We start from the raw sequence: 20,012 nt of genomic DNA, 5'->3' as shown, positions 1-20,012 counted from the left end.
TTCCTTTAGGAAACAATGGCTTGGGCGGCAATGAACGCCCCTGTCCATGCATTTTGAAAATTAAATCCGCCCGTGATGGCATCCACATTAATGATTTCGCCTGCAAAATACAGGTTGGGATGTAATTTGCTTTCAAATGTCTTAAAATTGATTTCCTTTAAATCCACCCCACCAGCGGTAACAAACTCTTCTTTAAAGGTGCTTTTGCCTCCTACTTTAAATGACGAAGCTGTTAATTGCTCCGCCAATGCTTGCAATTGTTCTTTAGTGATGTCTGCCCAGCGTTCCTCGGGCGCTATGTTCGCTGCATCCACCAAACGTTTCCACAACCGTTTTGGAAGTTCAGTTACATTGGTACGCATCACGGTTTTTTTAGCTTCAACGCCTTTCAATTCCTTAAGGTAGGCCTCCATGGAATCTGTGCTATAATCGGACAACCAGTTTACCTTTATTCTAAAAGAATAATTGTAATCGTGCAGAAGGTTGGCGCCCCAGGCTGAGAGCTTCAAAATGGCGGGGCCGCTCAAACCCCAATGGGTTATCAAAAGTTGGCCATCGGCATAAAGCAGGGCATCTTCCTTAATCTTACTTTTTAGGTTCAACGTTTTTTTGTCCGTATTAAAGGTTTTCTTTGACATTACCTCAACAGTGGCATAGGTGCTTATTCCTTGGATGCCCTTAAGCCTTTCATCGTTGATATTAAATGTGAAGAGAGAGGGCACGGGCGAAACAATATGATGCCCCAAATTTTCCAGTTGTTTCCAAATTTTGGGGTTACTGCCCGTGGCAAGCATTAGTTTTTTGGTTTGATAATATTTGTTCATGGTAGTTACTTGCCAGCCTTCCCCGGTTTTGCTTATTGCCCTTACGGCGCTGTTTTTCAAAACCTGTACACCCAATCGGTCTGCCTCGCCGACCAGACAGTCTATTATACTTTGAGAAGAATCGCTTTTTGGGAACACGCGACCATCATCTTCAATTTTAAGCGGTACGCCTCTTTCCTCAAAAAAAGCCATGACGTCCATTGGGGCATATTTGTGGAAAGGGCCCAAAAGTTCCTTTTCCCCTCTTGGATAGTTCGTTGTCAACTCTTTAGGTGAAAATTCACCATGGGTTACATTACAACGTCCGCCACCCGAAACCTTTACTTTGGAAAGTACGGTTTTGCCCCTTTCAAAAATGGCAATATTAAGTTGAGGCGACAATTCCGCTATTTGAATAGCTGCATAAAATCCAGCTGCACCACCTCCTACTATTATAACGTCGAACATTAATTCACACGTTCCGGATAATTGGTAATGATGCCATCGACCCCGAACTCGGTCATTTTTTGAATATCCTCGGGTTCGTTTACCGTCCATGTATAGACTTTTAATCCCTCAGCTTGGATTTTTGCCGTGTTTTCTTGGGTAAGCGTTTTATAGTTTGGGTTTATTGCAACTGCTTTTAGTTCTTTGGCCACTTCAATTGCTTCGAGTGGATCTTCGGAAGTTAAAACCGCAATTTTTATATCCTTGTTTTTCGCTCTCATGGCTTTGAGCTCATCCCATTTGAAACTTGAAATTACAAAGTTTTCGGGGCTCCACCCTTCCTTTTCGATATAATAGTTGACAATATGATTGACCCTATCGGCTGTTCCGGCACCTTTAAGCTCGATATTTAGAGCAACCTGGTTGTTCATAAGCTTTAACACATCCTGGAGCATTGGGATTTTGTGTCCACCATCCAAAGTGAGTTGCCTTAGTTGAACAATATTGTATTCTTCAATATTTCCGCCGGAATTGGCCAGTCTATCCACCGTTTCATCATGAAAAACAACGATTTCTCCGCTATCAATTTTAAACACGTCAATTTCTATCATATCAACGCCAAGATCCATCGCTTTTTGAACCGATGCCAAAGTATTTTCGGTCTCGTGGCCCATGGCTCCTCGGTGGCCTATCACCAATGGTTTTGATTTTGTCATTTCGCAACTGGTTAAAAGCAGGGCAGCTGTAAGAGCTACAAGTAAGTTTTTCTTCATTTTGGGTTGGTTTTGATGGTTAAAAATACGATTTGCAAACGAAAAACATCAATTTACCACCTTAAAGATATAGGATTGAAGCGGTTCTAATTCCAAGTGTATCTGGCCTTGTCCATTGTTAACGTACATCTTCTTTTTAACCTTTCCGTACAACTCCTCCGTCAATGGATACTCCCCATCCGATAATTGCCATTTGTCAATAACATCTTCGGGAACTTTAAAGTCGAAGGAATAGTGTTTGTGTCCATCAAAATTGGATAGGATAATTAGCTTCTCCCCGGCGGACCATCTCACATAGGAAAGCACTCTGTGATCGTATCCTTCCGTGTTGTCCTTATTGTAAAAATGAATCTCTTGATACCCACCCATCAAAGCTTCACTATTTATAGTGAAATTCAAAAGTCGTTTATAGAAATCCCTTAAACTTTTCTCCTCTTCCGATAATTGACCGCCATCGAATTTTTTGTTGTTGACCCATCGTTGATGGTGTGGCACCCCGATATAATCGAAAATTGAAGTTCGTGTTGGGCTGCCAAAGCCTGCATCTGCTTCTGCGGGCTCACCAACTTCTTGCCCAAAATAGATCATGGTGGGCGAGGTACTTATGGTAGTGGAAACTACCATTGCCGGCTTTCCCAATTGGGCATTTCCCACAAAATCGGGACTGGCTATGCGCTGCTCATCGTGGTTTTCCAGAAAGTGTAGCATATGGTGCTCTATATCGGCCATTCCTTTTTGCACTACAGGAATGTGGTCTGTCCATCCGTAGCCCTTCATTATATGTTTGATGCTATCGTAAAATTCTACCTTATCGTAGAGGTAATCCATTTTACCTTGGTGAATATAATCGCGGTACAAACTTGTGTTATAAACTTCGGCCAATAAAAATGCATCTGGATTTTTCATTTTGATGTTGGAATTGAGGTAACTCCAAAACTCCACCGGAACCATTTCGGCCATATCAAAACGGAAACCATCCACACCAAAATCCAACCAATACTGGGCTATGTTCTTAAACTTGTACCAAGAATCCGGCAGGGTCTTGTCTTTCCAAAATTCGTAATGTGCTTTATAATTTTTTTGATGGTATGCTTCGGGCAATTCTTCATAGTCTTTGGTTCCATCTGGACGAACTCCGTAGTTGATCTTTACGGTTTCGTACCAGTCGTTAAAATGAGGTTGTGCCAGTCGGGAGCCGTTGCCCGTCCATTTTGCAGGAACTTCTTCAAACTTGGAGTCCACTAACCTATTTTCATCTCCTCCCAAAGGCAAATATCCATCTTGCCATTGAGGCACTCCAAATGCTTCATTGGGGATGTAGTAAAAATTGTTGTTTACATCATATTCTTTGGATGTATCATCGGAGGCTCCAAAATCCTCCACTCCTTCGGGGTTGGTAATTCCTTTGTAATTTCTGGCAACGTGATTGGGAACAATGTCGATGATTACTTTTAGGTCAGCTTGGTGCGTTCGTTGAATCAAATCCTTGAATTCTTCCAATCGTTTTGATGGGTCTGTGGCGAGGTCGGGATTTACATTGTAGTAATCCTTAACGGCATAGGGAGAGCCCGCCCTTCCTTTGACAATATCGGGGTCGTCATTCGAAATTCCGTAGGCGGTATAGTCGTTGATTACGGCATGGTGGGGCACTCCTGTGTACCAAATGTGCGTAACGCCAAGATTTTTAATCTCGCGGAGAGCCTTGTCCGAGAAATCGGCGAACTTGCCCACCCCATTTTCTTCGATGGTACCCCAAGGCTTGTTGGTAGCATTGGTGTTTCCGAAGAGACGGGTAAATACCTGATAGACTACTTGTTTCTTCTTCATTGGTGGAGGGGTCGACTTTAGTTTGGTTTGTTGCTTACATGAAGATAACACGGTGAATACAATAAAAAAAGTCAGTATCCCGTTTGTTTTCATATCACAAAGAAGGGATTCTTAAATCAATGTGCAATGGAATCCCTGATCACCAAGGTGGGTTCCAAGATTTTGGTTTGATAGGTTTCCTCCTCCGCTTCGCTCTCTACTTTATCTATCAACATTTTTGCGGCCTCTTCGCCCATTTTTTCCCCATGTTGTGCCACAACAGTAAGGCTTGGGTTGGCATATTTGGACAGCACCCCATCGGTAAATCCTATAAAAGATATATCTTCTGGTATCTTTAGTCCCTTTTTCTGCACAAATCGCATACCACAAACTGCAAAGATTTCATTTACGCACAAAACGGCATCCGGTTCCTTATTGTCCAAAAAGGTTTTTATGGCCCCTTCGTCCATTTCCATTGAGGGCATTTTCAATATCATGGATTCGTCGATTCCAAGGGGACTCTCCTTCAGTGCTTTGAGATACCCTTTGGTGCGGGCTTTACTAACGCTCAAATAATCATCCGTAGTGATAAGGGCTATTCGTTTTTTACCTTGGTCGATAAATTTTTTAGTTGCTTGGTAAGCACCCAGCTCATCATCAATAACTACTTTATCACATTCCACCTCTTGGGTAATCCTATCAAAAAGCACTACGGGGATGCCCTGCTCGGTAACTTCTTTTAAATGATTGTAATCGCCTTTTTCTTGTGTTTCGGAAGAGAGTGACATTATAAAGCCATCAATACTGCCATTGGCGAGCATTTCCATGTTGATGACCTCCTTATCGAAAGATTCTTCGGAAAGACATACAATAACGTTATATCCCCTGGCATTTGCATATTTCTCGATACCCCGAATGACCGTTGTAAAAAAATGATGTACAATATCAGGGATTACAACCCCAATATTTTTGGTGCGCTTATTTTTTAAACTTATTGCAATGTTGTTGGGCTTATAGTTGTACAGTTTTGCAAAGGCCTGTATTTTTTCTTTGGTATCCCTTCCTATTTCCTCACTGTTCTTAAGTGCTTTGGAAACCGTTGATATGGATACTTCGAGTTCTCTGGCTATATCTTTTAAGGTAATCTTTGATTTCAAGGGATAGATAATTTATGCTTTTGGGATACACTCAAATAAAAACAAGTAACTGACCAAATTACACTTTTTAACAAAAACAAAACAACCACTTAAAAAACCACTTCTTGAATTAGTTGCCCCAATCAAAGAATAAAAATGTTATATTAGTAGCAATATTGCGGAATCCGTAATTATAAACACACTTTTTAGGATTTAAGCAAGTAAGCTGTTTAAGTTTTGTAAAAAATACACTTCTTAAAGTTATCAACACGAAACCGTTTTCGCCGTGTTTTGCAATATAGTTAAATTTAGATTAACCTTTTTTTTATATATGTTTAACACTTGAATTAAAATTAACTAAACTTAAATTAATTATTTATGAAAATTACGCTACTAAGAAGCTTTTTGTTGCTTGGGGCATTTTTATGCTTTGGGATGGCGAAAGCTCAGACAGTATCAGGTACTGTTTCGGATGCGAATGGGCCGTTGCCAGGGGCAAGCGTATTGGTAAAAGGTACTACCAATGGTACGCAGACCGATTTTGATGGCAACTATACCCTTAACAATGTTGAAGATGCCGCAACATTGGTTTTTAGTTACATTGGTTACAAGACCCAAGAAATTGCAGTTAATGGACAATCCTCTATTAATGTAACCTTGGAAGAAGACGCACAAGCTTTGGATGAAGTTGTAATTATCGGTTACGGGCAAACCACCGTAGATGATGCTACAGGGGCAGTTGCCGTTGTTAACTCGGAAGATTTTAACCAAGGGGTTATTTCATCTCCGGAACAGTTGATCCAAGGTAAAACAGCCGGTGTACAAATTACCCAAAGTAGTGGTGAGCCAGGTGCAGGTATCAATGTTAGGATTCGAGGTACAAGTTCTGTTCGTTCCAATAACAACCCCCTTTTTGTTGTGGACGGCATGCCTCTTACCGGGCAGGATACTTCCGCAGGTGGAGCTGATGTAGGTACTGGAACAAGTTCCTCCAAAAACCCTTTGAGTTTCCTTAACCCTAATGACATTGAGAGTATCAGTATCCTAAAAGATGCATCGGCTACGGCCATATATGGTTCCCGTGGTGCGAACGGTGTTGTGATCATTACCACCAAAAGCGGTAAAACAGGACAGGGAAGGTTTGAGTTTACATCAAACCTAAGCTACTCAACTCCCGCAAAAACTTTTGACCTTCTAGACAGAAACGAGTTCTTGACTGCACTGCCAGAATATGGAGGGGATCCCAATGCTTTGGATTTTGGATCTAACACCGATTGGCAGAACCTCATCCTTAGAAGCGTGGCTTCACAAAACCAAAACCTTTCCTATGCCAAAAATTACGGGAGCGGAAACATTCGTGCTTCTTTTGGGTACGGAAAACAGTTTGGTGTAGTAGAAGGCTATGCACAAGAAAGGTTAACAGGTAGGATCAATGCATCTCAAAGATTCTTTGACAACAAATTGAAGATTGATGCCAACCTTACCGCTTCAAGAATCAACGATGATGGCGGAGCGATTAGTAACAACTCAGGTTCTACAGGGGATTTGCTCGGTGCTGCTTATTTTGCCAATCCTACTTGGCCGGCAAGAACAAGCTTTTCTACCGGGGGTAGTGAAATCAACCCACTCCAACTACTGAACTATTACGATGATGTGACCCACACCGATAGATTTTTGGGGAACGTTTCCGCAGAATACAGTCTTACCGATGAGTTGAAGGCCAAAGTTGCTGTTGGCTACGATGATTCAAGTTCAGAAAAGTACCAGGTTCAATCCGCTTTATCAACCGGTATTGGCAACGCTCCTGGACAAGGGCAAGGTGCTCTAAGTACTGTGGAGGTAACCGGTAAACTTTTAGATATTACCCTTAGTTACAATAAGGAGTTCGACAATTCTAAGTTGACCGCCTTACTTGGTTACTCTTTCCAGAGCTACCAAAGAGCAGGTAAAAATATAACAGCATTGGGATTCGGATCATCTGATTTGAACTCGATGATTTCCGATTTAGGGACTGCCACTTCGACCATAGAAAGCCAACTTGATGGCAGATACCAACAATTCGGTTACAACAACACTGGAACGTTTGTAAATCGTTTGTTTGTTGACGAACCCGGAACTTTTGATGTGGCCAGTCCCACAGGTGTTCCTATTAGCGCCGTTGCTGGAGACTATTTTGATTCTACCGACGAGCTACAGTCTTTCTTTGGAAGAGCCGAATATTCCATTGCCAACAAATATATTGTTACTGGTACATTGAGAGTTGATGGTTCTTCTAGATTTGGACCAAATAATCAATATGGTTACTTCCCTTCAGGTGCATTTGCGTGGAAATTGAATGAAGAGGATTTTATTGGAGATACTTTCTCTACTCTTAAGCTTCGTCTAGGTTATGGTATCACAGGTAACCAAGAAGGTTTGGGATATGGTAACTTTACCGTAAGGCAACGATTTGCAGGTATTGGCATCGATCAAAATCAGAATATCAATGCACCGGGACTTGCGATACAATCCTTTACAAATGATGATTTGAAATGGGAAGAGACGGCACAAGCCAACATCGGTCTTGATTTTGGTATAAACAACAATAGGTTTTCCGGTACACTGGATTTTTACCATAAAACCACAAACGATTTGCTACTTCAGCAAGAGGCGGCACAGCCTTCACCTCAACCATTTTACTTTGGTAATTTAGATGCCAAAGTAATAAACCAAGGTGTTGAACTTTCCATGAACTACGATATCATCCAAATGGAGGATGCCAATTGGAACCTTGGGTTCAACGTAGCCTACAACGATAACATGGTAGAGGATTTCGACGGACAAATTCAAACAGGTGAAATCAACGGTAACGGACTTACCGGAGCTTTCGCTCAATTGTTGGCCGGTGGACAACCATTATTCTCTTATTACTTAAGAGAGTTTGGTGGATTTGATGAAAACGGAATCTCTATATATCCAAATGGGGATGTACAGGAGTTTGTTGGGAAAAGCGCGTTGCCAAAAGTTAACTTGGGTATCAGCACAAGTGCTTCCTATAAAAATTGGGACTTCAACGCATTCCTTGCCGGACAGTACGGCTTCTATGTGTACAACAACACACAAAACGCTTACTTTACAGCCGGTATTATCGGTGTAGGTAAAAATGTAACGCAAGATGTACTTACCAACGGTGAGTCCAACGCCAATGCTGCAGATGTCTCAACAAGGTTTTTGGAAAAAGGTGACTTCTTAAGATTGCAAAATGCCTCGTTAAGCTACAACGTGCCACTAAGCGGAGATGGAACCTTACAAAGTTTGCGTTTATCCTTGATTGGCCAAAACTTGTTTATCATTACAGATTATTCAGGTCTTGATCCAGAGGTTAACGTACCAAAATCTTTGAACAACATACCATCTTTGGGAATCGATTATACCGCTTTCCCAAGATCTAGAACAGTTACATTAGGTATTAGTGCAACTTTTTAAAAAAATTATTCTATGAAAGCTATCAAACTAAATAAAATTTATATCTGGACAATCGCATTGGCGATGTTTGGTTGTACAGATCTGGAAATTGAACAGACAGATTCCATCTTCACCGACTTGAGTGGAGAATTTACTGGAGTCCAAGCTGGTGCCAGCCTTACTGCACTTTACAATGCAGTGAGGGGACAAACCGAAAGCCAAGAAAATTTATATGCTCTTGCAGAAGTAAGTACAGATGAGTTTGTAGTCCCTACCCGTGGTACAGATTGGGGAGATAACGGGGTTTGGAGAACTTTGCATTCCCATACCTGGAGTCCAACACACCAAAGGGTAAAAAATACTTGGAACGATCAAAACAGTAATGTGTATAACGCTACCACCATTATTGACAGTAGAAGTAACCCAACACCTCAACAAGCTGCAGAAGCCAAGTTTTTAAGAGCTTACAGCATGTTTTGGCTGATAGACCTTTTTGGTCAGGTGCCGTTTAGAACACCGGATGAAGGCCCAGATGTTAACCCAACGGTTATGACCCGGGCAGAAGCTTTCGACTTTGCTGTAAAAGATTTGACCGAAGCCATTCCGGACCTACCATCTGTAGGGCCAAGTGAAGATTTGGTCAGAGCTTCAAAAGCTGCTGGAATGCTGCTATTGGCCAAGTTCTACCTGAACAAGCATATTTTTACAGGTACCGGAACCCCAGAAACCTCCGATATGCAACAAGTAATTAACTTGGTAGATGATATCGCAGCTGAAGGTTTTGCCTTGCAAGAAGGCTATTTTGAGTTGTTTACCGATGATGTGGATACTGAAACCATATTCTTTACCACTTCAAGTGTTGGTAATGTTATTTGGAACGGTTTGCACTATAACCAAATTGTTCCAGACCAAGCTGGTGGATGGAACGGATTTACTACGATTGCAGAATTTTACGATTTGTTCGAAGGTGATCCAAATGTGAACACCCCAGGATCAGGTCAGGAAGAAAGAAGAGGTTTTGTCCCAACTGATGGAACCAACTTTGGTATTGGTAACGGTTTCCTAATTGGACAACAGTACGATGCCAACGGCAATCCATACAAGGATAGAACTGGGGCTCCCTTGGCATTTACCAAAGAATTACCTGGTTTGTTGGGCAACAACGAAAGAACTGGTATTCGAGTAATTAAATACAACCCAGCCAATGGTGCTTTTGCCAACCACAAGATTGTATTTAGATATGCCGATGCATACCTAATGAAAGCCGAGGCTATGTTGAGAAGTGGAGGAGACCCCACAGCAATGGTTAACGAACTTAGAGCGCTAAGAGGAGCCTCTCCATTAGGAAGTGTTACCGAGCAAGACCTTATTGATGAGAGAGGAAGGGAATTATATGGTGAGCAATGGAGAAGAAATGACTTGATCCGTTTTGGACAGTTTACCGCTCCATGGTCTTACAAAGAGGTTTCTGGGGATGACACTAAAAACTTGTTCCCTATTCCTGCTACGGCAATTATTTCTAACCCTAATTTGGTTCAGAACCCAGGCTACTAATAATTCAAAGTTTAAGCTGTTTTTATATATGAAAAGACCACCGATCGGTGGTCTTTTCTTTTTAACTCAACATATATTAATCAAATATTAGTCTTTTCTTAGGTTAATATTAATCATTTGCACCTGATAATATACTGAGTAAATAGTTATATTATCCCAGCTATCGATGAAAGAAATGAGAGGACAGTTCCGTATTATTTTTTTATTACTGTTAACCTTGGTAAGTTGCAATACAAACAAGCAGAACAAACTATTTGTTCTAAAAAACTCCAAGGATACCGGGATAAAATTCAAAAATCAACTCAAACAAACCCCAGACCTCAATATCCTAAACTACCTTTATTTTTATAACGGAGCAGGTGTTGCAGCAGGGGACTTCAATGGAGATGGCCTTGTGGACCTCTACTTTACCTCTAACCAAGAATCGGACAGATTATACTTAAACCAAGGTGATTTCAAATTCGTAGATGTTACCGCTCCATCGCAAATAATCAACAAAACAGGTTGGACCACCGGAGTCACCCAGGCCGATGTCAACAACGATGGTCTTCTCGACATATACGTATGCAAAGTCGGAGATCATGAATCCATCCGAGGTCAAAATCTACTCTTCATCAATCAAGGAAATAACGAACAAGCTATCCCAACATTTAAGGAGGAAGCGGCTAAATATGGATTGGACTTTATAGGATATTCCACCCAAGCAGCCTTTTTTGATTATGACCTGGATGGAGATCTGGATATGTACTTAATGAACCATTCCGTAAATCCAAACCGCTCTTATGGGAAAGGCTCCAAACGAAAAATAGTGGATTCCATGTCTGGCGATATACTGTTTAAAAATGAAAATGGCCAATACATTGATGCCTCCAAAGAAGCCGGAATATTCCAAGGCACCATTGGCTATGGATTGGGACTTGCCATAAGCGATGTCAACAACGATGGATACCCAGATATTTACATAGGCAACGACTTTTTTGAAAACGATTACCTCTACATCAACCAAAAAGATGGCACATTTAAAGAAACCATTTCTGAAGATGATACAAAGCTCGGTCACACCACCCACTTTTCCATGGGTAACGATATAGCGGACATTAACAACGATGGCCTTTCCGATATTTTATCATTGGACATGCTTCCAGAAGATTTGGAAGCCTATAAAACATCTGGGCTGGAACACCCCTACCCTGTGTATCAACAATATCTAAATAATGGTTTTGCACCTCAATACATGTCAAACGCACTGCATTTAAATTTGGATGGCGAAAACTTTGGGGAAATTGCCAACCTAAGTGGCATTGATGCTACGGAATGGTCTTGGGGAGCACTTTTTGCCGATTATGACAACGACGGTTTCAAAGACCTTTTTATTTCCAACGGAATTCAAGGCGTCACCAACGATATGGATTACATCAACTATATATCCAATGAGGAAATTCAAAAAAACATAGAACAAGGCTTGTCCGACAAGGATATGGAACTTATTGACCGTTTGCCCAAGAAAAAAGTACAGAACTATTTCTACAAAAATAAAGGAGGAACGCAGTTCAAAAATGTTACAACTACTTGGGGGCCACAAATAGATTCTTACAGCAACGGCTGTGTATATGCCGATTTGGACAATGATGGCGATTTGGATTTGGTGGTAAACAATGTGAACCAAGATGCCTTTATCATGGAAAATACCCTAAAGGGCAACAATTATCTTAAAATCCAATTTGATGGGAGCCCTAAAAATAAATTCGGCCTTGGTGCAAAAGCAATTGTATTCGGTAAAACCGGAAAATCGGTTCAAGAAAACATCCCTACCCGTGGATTTATGTCGGCCAAGGACAATAGTCTAAACTTTGGTGTTGGCAAAGATTCCATAATTGATTCCATTCAAGTTATTTGGCCTCAAGGAAAGTATCAAACCATTAAAAACGTAAAGGCCAACCAAGTGTTACAACTGTCTTATTCAGATGCATCTGGAAACTATTTTGCAGAAAAAGACAGAGAGTCAACACCCAACTTTTATACCTCATCAGGTAATTTGAACTTTGTCCATAAAGAATATACAACACTCGATTTTGACCGTAATCCTCTCATTCCCTTTGCCTATTCCAACGAGGGCCCATCAATTTCCGTTGGGGATATCAACAACGATGGATTGGATGATATCTTTATCAGTGGGGGCAAAAAACAGGCTTCAAAACTTTATTTACAAGATGCTGAAGGCAATTTCAAAGAACATCAAAATGACATTTTTGAAGAAGATGCCATCAATGAAGATACCAGCCATGTATTTGCGGATATTGATAAGGACGGCGACCTTGATTTGGTAGTGGTCAGTGGAGGCAACGAATTTACCACTGGCAAACCGCTACAACCCAGGCTGTATCGTAACAATGGTGGTCGGCTTTTAAAAGAGAATACCTTAACACAGATTGAAGTCAACGCATCCAAAATAGATGCCGTTGATTTTGACAATGATGGGGATTTGGATTTATGTATTGCTTCCAACGCAGTACCGACACAATTTGGGGCAAAAGCCAAGCAATATCTTTTAGAGAATGATGGTACAGGAAGCTTTAAAGAAGTGACCAACTCCTTTGCACCGGAACTTCAAGATGTTGGAAACATAAAAGACTTTGTTTGGAAAGATATTGATGGCAACGGATTCCTAGACCTTATTGTAGCCGGGCATTGGACACCAGTGACAATCTTCCTGAACAACGGAAAACAACTTTCTTCACAAAAAAACAACGGACTTAGCAACACCAACGGCTGGTGGAACACCATTGAATTGGCCGATTTGGACAATGATGGAGATTTGGATATCCTTGCCGGCAATTGGGGGCTCAACACAAAATTCAGTGCATCTCTGGAAAAACCCCTAACGCTCTACATTAACGATTTTGACAATAACGGCTCCATTGAGACTGTAGTCACCCATTTTCACGGGGATCGCGAAACCGCTTTCGCCTCCAAAGATGAGCTGGCCAAACAAATGCCCTTTTTAAACAAAAAATTCCTCTTCTATAAAGATTTTGCAAAAGCCTCTTTGGAAGAGCTTTTTGGAAAAAATAAACTGGAAGAAGCCATCAAAAGAAAAGTATATACGCTCAATACTTCCTATTTTAAAAATGATGGCAGTAATAATTTTACAGAAAAGCAATTGCCGCATTTAGTGCAATCTTCAACCGTGAACGATATTTACTTGGCAAAAAACAATAAAGAAAAGATTAATGAAATATTAATGGTCGGCAATAATTTTGAGATAAGCACCCAACTTGGTAGATTGGATGCTTCACACGGATTTTTATTGAAAAATGACGATCAGGGAAATGTGAGTTGGAAGCAAAACCTGGGAATTTCCGGTGCAGCCAGAAAAATTGAAAAAATAGTTATCGATGGGAAAGAAGCCTTCATTATTACAATGAACAATGATGCCCCCACTTTTTTGGTCAAAAAACAGAACGATAAATGAAACTGAAATATATAGCCGTAAACCTTATTTTGATAGCTCTGGCAGCATGTAACAACCAAGAAACTGCCCAATCAAAAGAAGAGGAAACAACAAAAACCCTTTTTACTCTGTTGAAACCAGAGCAAACAGGTGTGGATTTTATCAACAATGTAGAGAACAAGAAAAATTTCAACATTTTTAAATACCGTAACTTTTACAATGGTGGCGGTGTGGCCATTGGCGATATCAACAATGATGGTCTCCAGGATATTTACCTGACCGGGAACATGGAGCCCAACAGACTTTATTTGAACAAAGGAAACATGAAGTTCGAGGACATCTCCAAAAGTGCAGGTGTTCTGGGGAACAAACCTTGGTCAACAGGGGTGGTCATGGTGGATATCAACCACGACGGCCTGTTGGACATCTATGTCTCCAATGCCGGAAACATGGAGGGAAACAACCACGATAACGACCTATACATCAACAACGGCGACCTAACCTTTACAGAAAAAGCCAAAGAGTACAATTTGGCCAAAACGGGATTTTCAACACACGCTTCCTTTTTTGATTACGACAAAGACGGTGACCTCGATGCATACATTCTAAACAACAGCAATATTCCCGTAAGCAGCCTTGGGTATGCGGAGCAGCGCGAAGTGAGGGCACAGGATTGGGAAGGCGTCCCCGACATTTTCAAGGGTGTTGGCGATATGCTTTTGCGCAACGACAACGGTAAATTCGTGGATGTAAGTGAAAAAGCAGGAATCTACGGCAGTTTGATTGGTTTTGGACTTGGTGTACTGGTCACGGACTTTAACGGCGACCTCTATCCAGATATTTATGTTTCCAACGATTTTTATGAGAGAGATTATCTCTACATCAATCAAAAAGACGGTACATTTTCCGAAGAAATCAAAGATTGGACCTCCCATCTGAGCCTTTCCGCCATGGGAATCGATATTGCGGACATTAATAACGATGGGCATAACGATATTTTCATCACCGATATGTTGCCCGAAGAAGAATCCAGGGTAAAATCCGTGATGGAGTTTGAAGGATACAATGTTTTTGATTTAAAACAAAGTAAAGATTTTGGTCAACAATACATCCAAAACACCTTACAACTCAATAACGGAAACGGTACATTCTCCGAAGTGGCCTATTACAGTGGCGTAGATGCTACCGACTGGAGCTGGGCCGGACTCATGTTCGATATGGACAATGATGGCCTCAAGGACATATTTATTACCAACGGTATCAACCACGACCTTACCGATTTGGACTTTGTAGACTTTTTTGCCAACGAGATTGTTCAAAAAATGGCCCTGACCGGCAAAAAGCAATCCATAGATTCCATCATCAACAAAATGCCGATAAAACCCCAACCAAACTATGCTTACAAGAACAACGGCGATATTACCTTTAAAAATGCCAATAAGGAATGGGGCTTTGAGCTGCCCTCCCGCTCCAATGGTGCCGCTTATGCCGATTTGGACAACGACGGAGATTTGGATTTGGTGATCAATAATGTAAACACACCGGCCTTTATCTATAAAAACAACACAGAATCACAATTGGACAACAATTACATCCAATTAAAGTTCAAAGGTCCGGAAAACAACCCATTTGCCGTGGGCACATTGGCCAAACTCTATTTTGATGGCAACATTGTAAACCAAGAACTGATTCCTTCAAGAGGTTTTCAATCATCCGTTCAGTACGATATGACATTTGGTTTGGGCAAATCTGAAAAACTGGATTCCATTCGCATTGTTTGGCCCGATGAACAAACCCAAAAACTGGAAAATGTAGAGGTCAATCAAGTATTGACATTAGACCATGCCAATGCCACAGAAACTTATACAATTCCCAAAAAAACAATAAAAAAATCTTTTTTGTCAGAACTGGACAACAATCTAGTTGCAGAGCACAAAGAAGATAATTACAACGATTTTGACTACGAAGGACTGATTTCCCATAAGCTTTCACAAGAAGGCCCATCGTTGACCGTTGGTGATATAAATGGCGATGGAAACGAGGATCTCTTCATTGGAGGGGCAAAAGGGCAATCCGGAACCCTCTACCTACATACAGGGAATGGCAAAGTAACCCCAAAAAAAACAACAGTTTTTGATGAAGACAAAGCATTTGAAGATGTTGCCGCAGCATTTTTTGATGCCGATGGTGATGGAGACCTCGATTTGGTTGTAGGCTCTGGCGGAAACAACGTTGGTCTGGAAAGAAATTATAGGGCACGCTTGTACTTGAATGATGGGAACGCAAACTTTTCAAAATCAGAAAACGAACTACCTTCAACATTCAAAAACATATCCACAATAGCTCCTCAAGATTACGACAATGATGGCGATATGGATCTTTTTATAGGTTCTCGAAGTGTAGTGGGCGTTTATGGCATATCTCCTGACCATCTATTGTTGGAAAATGCAGGATACGGTACCTTTAACAATGTGACCGAAAGGTTGGGCTACGACCTCAAAGACGCTGGAATGGTAACCGACTCAAAGTGGGAAGATATGGACGGAGACGGTAAAAAGGACTTGATCGTAACCGCGGAATGGGATACCCCCAAAATTTATAAGAACACAGGCAGAAGGTTATCTAAAATGTCCAGTTCCTTGGATAGTCTTCATGGATGGTGGAACACCGTGGAAACCGCTGATTTGGATGGTGATGGCGACCAAGATTTGATTCTGGGCAACCAAGGGCTGAATCTCCACTACAAACCAACGGAATATGCCCCGATGAAATTGTACATCAACGATTACGACAACAACGGTACCATTGAGCAAATCATGACCATACAAGAAAATGGTGGTGATTATCCCATTCATCAAAAAAGGGAGCTTACAGAACAATTGCCATCACTTAAAAAGCAAAACCTTAAGGCATCGGACTATGCCCACAGGACCATCCAGCAACTTTTCCCAAAAGAGGTAATGGATAAATCCATTGTAAAAAAAGCAGAAACCTCAGCTTCTGTAATAGCAATTAATGAGGGGGGCGGCAAGTTTACCATCAAAAATTTACCGCCAAGAGTGCAACTTTCCTGCGTCTGTGACATCACTTGTACCGATGTGAACAAGGACGGTAACTTGGATTTGATCATGGCGGGCAACAATTATGAGTTCAAACCCCAGTTTTCCCGATTGGATGCCAGCCACGGAAACCTCCTTTTGGGCGATGGCAAGCTAGGGTTTACCTGGCAAGATTATGAGACCAGTGGGTTCAAGGTCAGGGACGAAGTGAAATATTTAAAGCAGTTCAAGGATAAAAATGGTAAAACTTACGTAATTGCGGCCATCAACAACAACAAACCAAAGATTTTCGCCTTAAATGAATAGATTTCTAATCATATTACTTGTAATAATCCTTGTTGCTTCATGCAAAAAGGGAGGAAGTCTGTTTGAAAATCCTGAGCCTCAAAAAACGGGAGTGGATTTTACCAATACGCTTACCTCTTCCAAAGACTTGAGCATTTTGGATTATCTCTATTTTTACAACGGAGGGGGGGTGTCCGTAGGCGACATCAACAACGATGGTATGCCAGATATTTTCTTCACAGGAAATCAAGTCAAGAACAAATTGTACCTCAACAAAGGCAATCTGAAATTTGAAGATATTTCAAGTGCAGCCGGAATCGAAGGAAACAGCGATTGGAACACGGGCGTTACCATGGCCGATGTAAATGGTGATGGCCTCTTGGACATTTACGTTTGTGCGGTGGTGGGTATCAACGGGTTTAACGGTTTCAACGAACTTTACATTAATAACGGGGACAATACGTTTACCGAAAGTGCTGCAAAATATGGGCTTGACTTTGATTCGTACAGTTCCAATGCCGCTTTTTTTGATTATGATCTGGATGGCGACCTTGACCTGTACTTGCTCAACCATGCCGTACATACCCAAAATTCCTTTGGACGTTTTGACCTGAGGTACGAGCGCCGTTATGAAACAGGGGACAAATTGCTTCGCAACGATAATGGCAAGTTTAAGGATGTTAGTGAAGAGGCAGGCATTTACGGGGGTATCAACGGTTATGGTCTTGGTTTGGCCATTGCTGATTTCAATCAAGATGGATACCCGGATATTTATGTGGGCAACGATTTTCATGAAGACGATTATTATTACCTCAACAATGGTGATGGCACCTTTACCGAAAGCTTGAAAAAATATTTTGGGCACACCTCCCGCTTTTCCATGGGCAACGATGTGGCCGACATCAACAATGATGGGCGACCTGATTTGCTGTCCTTGGATATGCTTCCTGAAGATGAAGTTGCCCTAAAATCTTCTGAAGGAGATGATAATATCCAGACCCAAAAAATGCGGATCGATCGTTTTGGGTATCATTATCAGTTTACACGTAATATGTTGTTCGTAAACCAGCCCGATGGAAACTTTATGGAAACGGCCTTAATGAGCGGTATTGCAGCAACTGATTGGAGTTGGAGTGCCCTTTTTGGCGACTACGACCTTGATGGACAACAAGATGTGTTTATTTCCAATGGGATTCCGAAAAGGCCCAACGATTTGGATTTCATCAAATTTGTTTCCAACGACCAAATCCAGCAAAAAATGGACAACACCAAACTTGTGGATCAACAGGCTTTGGATTTAATGCCCTCGGGCAATGTCCATAATTATGTCTTTAAAGGAGGTAAAGACCTTCATTTTGAGGACATGTCCAATAAATGGATTACCAAAGACACACTTGTTTCTGGGGCAACGGCCATAGGCGATTTGGATAATGATGGGGATTTGGATTTGGTAACGAACAATATCAATCAGCCTGCCACCTTTTATATCAATAAAACAAACGACAAAGGCAATTACCTGAAACTAAAGTTCAATTACACCGAAAAAAATATTTTCGGGATTGGAACCAAGGTTTATTCCTATCAAAATGGTAACCTACAATTCAAAGAATTGTTCCCTACCCGAGGTTTTCAAGCATCTTCTGAACCAATGATACATTTTGGTTATAAGAATGTATCAGAAATAGATTCGATTAAAATCATTTGGCCCAACAAGACCAATCAGGTATTAAAAAATGTAGCCGTAAACCAAACGCTTACGGTAGCACCAAAAAACACTAGACCTTTTGATTACTATTCCCTTCGAGAAACTAAAAAACAGTTATTCAGTCCAGTCGACGGCAACCTAGGTTTGGATTTTACGCATACGGAGGACAACTACACCGACTTTAACCGTGAAAAACTGATACCCTACCAAATATCCGATAGGGGTCCAGCATTGGCCATAGGTGACTTAAATGGGGATGGAATGGGCGACATTTTCTTTGGAGGTTCCAAATACGAGCCTTCGCAAATTTTTGTGAAACAAGATTCAATCTTTATAAAGCAAGAGTTCGACAGTCTCCAAAAGGATTCCATTCAAGAAAATGTTTCGGCCACCATTGCTGACTTTAACGGTGATGGAAAAAATGATTTGATCACAACTTCGGGGGGCGGTGATTTTTATGGAAAATCCGAACCATTATTGGATGCCCATTATGTTCAAAAGGATACTGTTTTTGAACATACAAAACTGCCAGAATTCTATCAAAATTCATCCGTTGTAAAACCTTTTGATTTTGACAATGATGGTGATTTGGATGTTTTTATTGGCGGACACACAATTACCGCCAAGTTTGGAGCGCCAGCTAATTCTTATCTACTCGAAAATGAGAATGGAAAATTTAAAGTCAACACAAATTTTGATGGGTTTTCCAAAGGAATGGTAACCGATGCCATTTGGAGCGATTTTGATGGGGATGGCAGCACCGACCTTATTTTGGTGGGAGAATGGATGTCCCCCAAGTTTTTAAAGCAACAAAACGGTTCTTTTACCCAAGTAGAGCAGGTTAACATTTCTGGACTATGGCAAGCCATCGAGGCTTTTGATATAGATGATGACGGAGATATGGATTATCTGCTTGGCAACTGGGGCACCAACTCCAAGTTCAAGGCTTCAGAAGAACATCCGATGAAATTATATTTCAACGATTTTGATGATAACGGTCAAACCGAAACGGTAACGGCCATGGAGAAAAATGGCAACTATTATCCTTTGGAGACATTGGATGGCTTGGCATCACAAATGGTGTATTTGAAAAAGAAATACACTACATACAAATCTTTTGCCGGTGACACCATGGAAGAAATATTCGGAGGGGATGTATTGAATTCATCAACCTTATTGGAGGTCAATACATTAAAATCGGGATATTTGCGAAATGATGACGGCAACTTTGTTTTTGTCCCCTTTAAAAATGAGCTTCAAGTAGCTCCAATCATGTCATTTTTAATACATGATTTTGATGGTGACGGCAATACCGAGGTGCTCGTTGGCGGCAATTACTTTGGAGTAAAACCCTATCACGGTAGATTGGATTCGTTTCCAGGGGCACTCATCCAAAGTGAAAGCAACATTGTTTTGGGCAACCTATTGGGATTGGATTTTACCAAAAAATCAATTCGACATTTAAAAACAATAACACTTAACAAACAAAAATATTTGTTAGCTGTATTCAATAACGATAAAGCACAAGTCTATAAAATCAATGATTAAT

At 41.1% G+C, this 20,012-nt stretch carries 9 protein-coding genes; 5 read left to right on the top strand and 4 right to left on the bottom strand.

The window, feature by feature from the left end; genetic code table 11:
- Nucleotides 1–5: 5 nt before the first annotated feature.
- Genes AC13CC_RS06360 through AC13CC_RS06345 form a run of 4 tightly spaced genes read right to left on the bottom strand, consistent with a single transcriptional unit; the run spans nucleotide 6 to nucleotide 4,986 of the window.
- Nucleotides 6–1,271, bottom strand: a complete 1,266-nt coding sequence (locus tag AC13CC_RS06360) for a BaiN/RdsA family NAD(P)/FAD-dependent oxidoreductase (protein ID WP_482877350.1) — start codon at nucleotides 1,269–1,271, stop codon at nucleotides 6–8.
- Nucleotides 1,271–2,023: a glycerophosphodiester phosphodiesterase gene (locus tag AC13CC_RS06355; RefSeq protein WP_482877348.1), complete on the bottom strand. Its 753-nt coding sequence runs from the start codon at nucleotides 2,021–2,023 to the stop codon at nucleotides 1,271–1,273. Before AC13CC_RS06355 ends, AC13CC_RS06360 begins: the two co-directional genes overlap by 1 nt.
- A 48-nt stretch (nucleotides 2,024–2,071) precedes the next feature.
- Nucleotides 2,072–3,943, bottom strand: coding sequence for an alpha-amylase family glycosyl hydrolase (locus AC13CC_RS06350; protein ID WP_482877346.1), 1,872 nt, complete (start codon nucleotides 3,941–3,943; stop codon nucleotides 2,072–2,074).
- Nucleotides 3,944–3,966: 23 nt separating this feature from the next.
- Nucleotides 3,967–4,986, bottom strand: coding sequence for a LacI family DNA-binding transcriptional regulator (locus AC13CC_RS06345; protein ID WP_326277534.1), 1,020 nt, complete (start codon nucleotides 4,984–4,986; stop codon nucleotides 3,967–3,969).
- 357 nt (nucleotides 4,987–5,343) lie between these two features.
- Here AC13CC_RS06345 and AC13CC_RS06340 point away from each other — a divergent pair, with 357 nt between their 5' ends.
- The 5 genes from AC13CC_RS06340 to AC13CC_RS06320 all read left to right on the top strand — a co-directional run bounded on the left by AC13CC_RS06340 (nucleotide 5,344) and on the right by AC13CC_RS06320 (nucleotide 20,011).
- The gene (locus AC13CC_RS06340) at nucleotides 5,344–8,430 is read left to right on the top strand and encodes a SusC/RagA family TonB-linked outer membrane protein (protein WP_326277533.1); all 3,087 of its coding nucleotides are present in this window, start codon (nucleotides 5,344–5,346) and stop codon (nucleotides 8,428–8,430) included.
- 12 nt (nucleotides 8,431–8,442) lie between these two features.
- Entirely contained in the window at nucleotides 8,443–9,963 is a 1,521-nt protein-coding gene (locus AC13CC_RS06335) for a RagB/SusD family nutrient uptake outer membrane protein (protein WP_482877345.1), read from the top strand.
- A 166-nt stretch (nucleotides 9,964–10,129) separates the two neighbouring features.
- A complete protein-coding gene (locus AC13CC_RS06330; RefSeq protein ID WP_482877343.1) occupies nucleotides 10,130–13,435 on the top strand; it encodes a VCBS repeat-containing protein in 3,306 nt (1,101 codons plus the stop codon).
- Complete coding sequence (locus AC13CC_RS06325) at nucleotides 13,432–16,779, top strand: VCBS repeat-containing protein (RefSeq protein ID WP_482877342.1); 3,348 nt, start codon at nucleotides 13,432–13,434, stop codon at nucleotides 16,777–16,779. Before AC13CC_RS06330 ends, AC13CC_RS06325 begins: the two co-directional genes overlap by 4 nt.
- A complete protein-coding gene (locus tag AC13CC_RS06320) occupies nucleotides 16,772–20,011 on the top strand; it encodes an FG-GAP-like repeat-containing protein (RefSeq protein WP_482877340.1) in 3,240 nt (1,079 codons plus the stop codon). Before AC13CC_RS06325 ends, AC13CC_RS06320 begins: the two co-directional genes overlap by 8 nt.
- Nucleotide 20,012 lies beyond the last annotated feature (1 nt).

Source organism: Flagellimonas sp. L-11 (assembly GCF_056857735.1).
The sequence above is the reverse complement of the archived record's forward strand: the minus strand, read 5'-3'. Positions and strand labels throughout refer to the sequence as shown.

Coding starts and splice junctions, on each gene's coding strand:
- AC13CC_RS06360 (WP_482877350.1), bottom strand. CDS start 1,271: ATGTTCGACGTTATAATAGTAGGAGGTGGTGCAGCTGGATTTTATGCA.
- AC13CC_RS06355 (WP_482877348.1), bottom strand. CDS start 2,023: ATGAAGAAAAACTTACTTGTAGCTCTTACAGCTGCCCTGCTTTTAACC.
- AC13CC_RS06350 (WP_482877346.1), bottom strand. CDS start 3,943: ATGAAAACAAACGGGATACTGACTTTTTTTATTGTATTCACCGTGTTA.
- AC13CC_RS06340 (WP_326277533.1), top strand. CDS start 5,344: ATGAAAATTACGCTACTAAGAAGCTTTTTGTTGCTTGGGGCATTTTTA.
- AC13CC_RS06335 (WP_482877345.1), top strand. CDS start 8,443: ATGAAAGCTATCAAACTAAATAAAATTTATATCTGGACAATCGCATTG.
- AC13CC_RS06330 (WP_482877343.1), top strand. CDS start 10,130: ATGAAAGAAATGAGAGGACAGTTCCGTATTATTTTTTTATTACTGTTA.
- AC13CC_RS06325 (WP_482877342.1), top strand. CDS start 13,432: ATGAAACTGAAATATATAGCCGTAAACCTTATTTTGATAGCTCTGGCA.
- AC13CC_RS06320 (WP_482877340.1), top strand. CDS start 16,772: ATGAATAGATTTCTAATCATATTACTTGTAATAATCCTTGTTGCTTCA.